The sequence below is a fragment of the Phytoactinopolyspora halotolerans genome, assembly GCF_010550675.1.
Classification (GTDB): Bacteria; Actinomycetota; Actinomycetes; order Jiangellales; family Jiangellaceae; genus Phytoactinopolyspora; species Phytoactinopolyspora halotolerans.
Window position 1 is genome coordinate 1 of sequence record NZ_JAAGOA010000047.1, and the last position, 5,871, is coordinate 5,871.

At 68.0% G+C, this 5,871-nt stretch carries 5 protein-coding genes and 1 pseudogene; 1 reads left to right on the forward strand and 5 read right to left on the reverse strand.

What is annotated here, in order from left to right; translation table 11 throughout:
- A pseudogene (locus tag G1H10_RS33685) lies at positions 1-99 on the forward strand (IS982 family transposase); the annotation flags it as partial.
- 110 nt (positions 100-209) lie between these two features.
- Here G1H10_RS33685 and G1H10_RS31945 read toward each other — a convergent pair.
- The 5 genes from G1H10_RS31945 to G1H10_RS31965 form a co-directional block, all read right to left on the reverse strand.
- Positions 210-854: a dihydrofolate reductase family protein gene (locus G1H10_RS31945; RefSeq protein WP_163745333.1), complete on the reverse strand. Its 645-nt coding sequence runs from the start codon at positions 852-854 to the stop codon at positions 210-212.
- A 300-nt stretch (positions 855-1,154) separates the two neighbouring features.
- Complete coding sequence (locus G1H10_RS31950; protein ID WP_163745334.1) at positions 1,155-2,603, reverse strand: aldehyde dehydrogenase family protein; 1,449 nt, start codon at positions 2,601-2,603, stop codon at positions 1,155-1,157.
- Between the two features lie 42 nt (positions 2,604-2,645).
- Entirely contained in the window at positions 2,646-3,758 is a 1,113-nt protein-coding gene (locus G1H10_RS31955; protein WP_163745335.1) for an NDMA-dependent alcohol dehydrogenase, read from the reverse strand.
- A 118-nt stretch (positions 3,759-3,876) separates the two neighbouring features.
- Positions 3,877-5,007: a hypothetical protein gene (locus tag G1H10_RS31960; protein ID WP_163745336.1), complete on the reverse strand. Its 1,131-nt coding sequence runs from the start codon at positions 5,005-5,007 to the stop codon at positions 3,877-3,879.
- Positions 5,008-5,010: 3 nt separating this feature from the next.
- Positions 5,011-5,550 carry a UGSC family (seleno)protein gene (locus G1H10_RS31965; RefSeq protein WP_163745337.1) on the reverse strand — a complete coding sequence of 180 codons (540 nt, stop codon included), beginning with the start codon at positions 5,548-5,550 and terminating at the stop codon, positions 5,011-5,013.
- Positions 5,551-5,871 lie beyond the last annotated feature (321 nt).

The following is a 5,871-nucleotide window of genomic DNA, read 5'->3' on the forward strand; positions in this document are numbered from 1 at the left end:
CGCATCAGCCAGCGGCTCCTGGCCCTGGCCGCCGGGATCTGGCACAACTGGGCCCTCGGCCTCACAGCCAAACGATCACTGATCGCCTATGACCACTGACAATCTTCAAGGAATCATTCATCTAGAGCATGTCTCGTGGTTCGTCGTCGATTGTGCGGCGCCTAGGCGGTCAGCCGTGCGGGTCCTAGACCATCACCGACTGAACCTGTTCAAGCGCCAGTCCGCGTGAACGTCACATGCGTAACGCCGCTGGGCGAGGAGATGGCCTCGATCTGGTAGTCATTCTCGAGGCCCTCAAGTCCGTCCCAGAGGCGTACACCCCGGCCGAGCAGGATCGGGACCACCACGATGTGCATGTGGTCGATGAGCCCAGCAGCGAGGAAGTCGCGGATCACGGTGGCACCCCCGCCGATGCGTACGTCCTTGCCGCCCGCGGCCTCGCGGGCCGTCTTGAGCGCCTCGGCCGGCGTCGCATCGATGAAATGGAACGTCGTACCGCCCTCCATCTCGATCGGCGGGTGCGCGTGATGGGTGAGAATGAACGTCGGCGTGTGGAAAGGCGGATTGGGACCCCACCAGCCTTTCCACTCCGGGTCCTCGTGCCATCCGCGCGGACCGAACTTGTTTGCACCCATGATCTCGGCGCCGATCCCCTGATCGTGTTGCTTGACGAAAAGATCATCGACGCCGCCACTACCGCCCGGCTGGTCGGGCCCGCGCCACTGCCGGGTGGCGAACATCCACTCGTGCAGCCGTTCGCCGGCATGGCCGAACGGTGCTTCGAGGGTCTGCCCTTCGCCGGTGCCGAAACCGTCGAGTGAGATGGAGAAGAACTGGACACGGGTGAGCGACATGGGTGGTTCTCCCTCGGTACTCGGTGGGTCATCTGCTTCTGCTGGTCGCGCTCGCTGTCGGTCGAGCTCGGATGGATCCCCAGACGTCACGATCAATCGGCCGCGTCGTCGCGCCTATCCATCCAACTCCCATTGTCAGAGACCTCGACACTAGGCATCGCAAGACGGCGGCGATCAGTGAAGTCACCAGCCTTCACGGAAGTTCCCACGTGGGGTGGCTGGAAGCCGCCGGAATGGGCGTAGCCATACGCGACCGCGCTGATCGAGATTCTGGCCTCATTGCCGTGAAGCCCCGCGCCGCTATTGCCCGATGTTGACCCAGACCCCCTTGGTCTCGGTGTAGGCGTCGATCGCGTCGGCCGCCATCTCGCGTCCCCAGCCGCTCGCCTTGAAACCGCCCCACGGCGCCGCTGGGTCCAGCGCCGGGAGGGTGTTAACGAAGACCTCGCCGGCGCGGATGTCGGCCGCCAGGCGATGCCCCTGCGCGACGTCCGAGGTCCACACACTGGCGACCAGCCCGTACGGTGTGTCGTTGGCGCGGGCCACCAGGTCGGACGGGTCGTCGTAGGAGATGACCGGCAGGACCGGGCCGAAGATCTCGTCCTGGGCGATCTGCATGGAGTGGTCGACCCCGCGGAAGAGCGTCGGCTCGAAGAAGAACCCGGAGGCGAGGTCGCCGCCTGGCCGCCTGCCCCCGACCACCACCTCAGCTCCCTGCTCGCGGCCGCGTTCGACGTAGCTTTCCACCTTCTGCAGATGTTCGGCGGACACCAGCGGCCCGAGCTGCGTGTCCGGTGACGTGCCCGGGCCCACCGTCATTCCAGACATGGCGCCCGCGAGCTTCTCGGTGAATTCGTCGACCCGGCTGGAGTCCACGTAGAACCGGCTGTACGCGGCACACGCCTGTCCGCTGTTCACCAGGCCGCCGAGCAGATTCCCGGTGACGGCGGCGTCGATGTCCGCGTCCTTCATGACGATGCTGGGCGCCTTGCCGCCGAGCTCCAGGCTGACCCGCTTGAGCGTGTCCGCGGAGTCCCGCACGATCTCCCGGCCCACCTCGGTCGACCCGGTGAAGGACACCTTGTGCACGCCCTCATGCTCGACCAGGCGGCGGCCGACGTCGGGACCGCCGGTGAGCAGATTCACGACGCCGCCCGGAACCCCGGCCTCGGCGCACAATTCGACCAGCCGGGTTGTGGTCAGGGGCGTCTGCTCCGCCGGCTTGAGGATCACCGTGTTGCCCGTGGCGAGCGCCGGCGCGAGCTTCCACACCGCGATCGCCAGCGGGAAGTTCCAGGGGGTGATCAGCGCACATACGCCGATCGGCTCGCGCCGGGTGTAGTGCAGCATTCCGGGCACCGACACCGGCGAGACGGTACCGGTGATCTTGGTACACCAGCCGGCGTAGTAGCGCAGCATCTCGGCGGCGCCACCCATGCTGCCCCGGGCGAAACCGACGGCCTGCCCCTGGTCCTTGCTCTCCAGTTCCCCGAGCTCGGCGGCGTTCTCCTCGACCAGATCCGCTATCCGCCACAGGAGCCGCCCGCGCGCGGCGGGGGTCATAGTGCGCCATGCGGGATCGGTGAACGCACGTCCGGCGGCCTCGACGGCCGCGTCCACGTCGGCCTCAGTGGCCTCGACCGCGGTCCCCAGGATCTCGCCGGTGGCCGGGTCGACGGTCTCGAACGTCGTCCCACCGCTGCCGGCGGTCCACTCACCGCCGATGAAGAGCTGACCGTGGAATGCCATAGAACCTCCTGCTGCTGCGTATGCGCGCTGTCGAGAGCGGCGTCAGTCGAACCGGATCATGCCGCGGATATTCCGGTGTGTGCGCATGTCCTCGTAGCCCTGATTGATGTCGGAGAACGCGTAGGTGCGGGTGACGAGCTCGTCGAGGAGCAGCTCGCCGCGCAGGTACAGCTCGAGGAGGCGCGGGATGTCGTAGCGCGGGTTGGCGTCGCCGAACAGGCAGCCGACGACGCGCTTCTGGTAGGCGGCCAGCTCGAACATCGGCATCGTGACCTGATCGTCGCTGACCGGTGCGAGCGAGGTCAGCGCCACCGTCCCCAGCTTGCCCACCAGCGATAGCGCCTCGCCGATGATCGACCCGGACGCGACGCCCACCGTGACCAGAGCGGCGTCGGCCATCCTGCCCAGGGTCAGGTCCGGCAGTGCCTCGCGCGCCTCGGCCGCGCTCGCGAAGGTGTGGGTGGCGCCGAACGTCTTCGCCTGGGCGCGGTTGAACTCCGACGGATCGATGGCGAGGATCTGACTGGCGCCGGCGATCCGCGCGCCCTGAACCGCGTTGGCACCCACCCCACCGATGCCCAGCACGGCGACCGTGTCCCCGGCCGAGACCCGGGCGCCGTACACGGCGGTGCCCCATCCCGTGGTCACGCCGCAGCCCACCAGGGCGGCCTTATCCAGCGGGACGTCCTCCCGGATCTTGACCACCGATGTCTCCCGGACGACGGTGTACGGCGCGAAGGTGCCCAGCAGGCACATCAGCCGCGCGTCCTCGCCACGCACGTGGTGCCGTGAGCTGCCGTCCCGCTGCAGGCCGACGGTGAGCTCGGCGCCCTCGTCGCACAGGTTCTGGTGACCGCCGGCGCAACACCAGCAACGTCCGCACGCAGGGATGAAGCTGAGAACGACGTGGTCACCCTCATGCACGCTGGTGACGTCCGGACCGACCTGTTCCACCACCCCGGCGCCCTCGTGCCCGCCGATCGTCGGCAGGCCCTCCATCGGGAGGTCCCCCACGCGGACATGCTCATCCGAGTGACACAGTCCCGACGCCGTCAGGCGCACGAGAACCTCACCCGCACGCGGATCGTCGAGCTCGAGCTCCTCGGTCTGCCAGTCCCCGCCGTACTCCCACAGCACTGCGGCCTGAGTCTGCATGTGCGTCTCCTCTTCGTCGAGAAGGTCGCGGCTGCACCAAGGTAGGCCGGGTGACACGCGCGTGGCGCGGCTGCTTCCGTCGGCCGGAAGGCTGTCTTCGGGGGCGGCTGCGACGTTCTCAGCCGGCGGCGACCTTGCTGTACGAGGAGGGACGCTCCCGGGGGGCCAGGCCGAAGATCTCGACGACGGCGGACACCCCCGCATTGTTCGCGCCCGCGACCACGATCTGCACCGATCCGAGGCCGTTCATGATGCGCACGTTCTCCGGGTCGGATCCGATGCTGGCCGAGTCCGGGGTGGCGTCCGGGTGGTCCGCGGGCAGCCGCCACCGGGTGTGGCGGGACAACGCGTCCTTGCCCACCGCGGCCAGCTCCGCCCGCGTGCGCACGGCATTCTCGTACACGGCCGTGCGCACGTCGTCCTTGGTCCAGCCCGCCCCGGCGAAGACCTGGGCGTGCTCCGGAGTGAGGACGAGCAGGGCGTTGCTGTACTCATGGATGAGCGCGCCGGTGCGGCGGATGGTGTCGGCGAAGTCGCGCGCGAGCTGCTCCGGAACCTGAGTGTGCCGGGCCTCGATGTGCATGACCGACCGGATGACGAACGCGGTGACGACATCGTCCCCGGGGGCGAACCCGTACTCGGTGTGCAACGGCTGCCAGGGGCTCTGTTCCTCGTTCTCGCCGATGCACGCGGTGTACTTCGCCGGCGTCGCCTGCGTGGCCTGGTCGAGCTGGTGTGGGCGCAGACCGAAGGCGTTGATGAGGGCGAGCCGGATGGCTCGGCCGATCGTCGCATTGGCCCGGAACCCCGACCCGAAGATGTTGCCCTGGCAGTTCAGCCCGATCCGCTCCCGCACCGGGCCGTTGACCACGGTGAACGGTGCCGTTCCGGTCGTAGACTGCCAGATGCCGCGGCGTGGGTGCGGCTCCTGCGCGATCGCCTCCCACGCGGCGACGACCACGGGGAAGTACTCGGGCAGACAGCCGGCGAGCGCGGCGTTGATGGCGGCGAGCCGGACGGTCAGGTCCCGGTTGAGGTGCGGGACCGAGAACAGCACGTCGTCGGGACGGCGGGTGGTCTGCGCGAGGAACTCGGCCAGGTAGCTCTCGGTCACCGGCATCACCGGCAGGCCGTCCGTCCACTGCTGCTGCTGGTAGTACTCCATGACCCGGCGGATCTCGCCGATGTCCACCGTCGACGTTTCAGTCCGGGTGGTGCTGTCCGCGGTCTGGATGGTCAGGTCAGTCATCTCTCACGCCCCCACTCCGAGGATCCGTACAACGTCCGGAAGAACCGTGGCGGCCCGTTGCCGGATCTCCTTCTCGTCCAGGCTCGCCACGGGGTGTTCAACCGTGATGAATTCGAAGCCCGGAAAGCCCTGCACCTGTGCCATCGCGGCACCCGACATGGCGAACGAGTCGGAGCAGATGCTCACCGCCGGGATGCCCGCGCGTTCGAAGAGGATGCCGTCGGCCACGGTGGCGGCACTGCATGAGCCGCAGTCACCTACCGCGGTGACGACCACGTCGCATTCCGCGGCGATCTGCCGGAGCAGCTCGTCCTTCACCGGCGTGCCGAAGTAGTCCTTGGTGTACAGGCGGGTGTCACCCGCGCCGAACCGGTCGACCAGATCGTCGGCGATGCCGCGCAACAGCGGTGTGGCATTGACCTTCGTGTTGTCCAGCAGCCCGACGGTGAGCCCGCGGAGGCTCGTCGGGCGTGGCGCCAGGGTGCCGTCCGCTGATCGCTCATCCATCCCGGTCGGGTCGAGCAGTGCTTCTCGTGCGGCCATCACGTGATGCCCTCCAGACTTCCCGTGTGCGTGGTCGAAGACGACGTCGAGTTCCACAGAAGCACGCACGGACGGCCTAGCCGAGAGGGGTTCCCGTCAGCTGGAAAACTCACCCCCACCCACCGACTACGCCGCGCCTAAATGATCATGTGAAGTAGGTTTTCTCGTGCCTCAATAGGTCTGCAGACATGGTGGTGCACGAAGAAACCCACTTCACATGATCATTTAGGGCTCTCCGTCCCGATCCGTGGGTTAGCGGCCGGGGAGGGCGGGGCGGTATCCGCCGAGGGCGAGCATGGCCAGGGCGATGAGGGCGTGGGG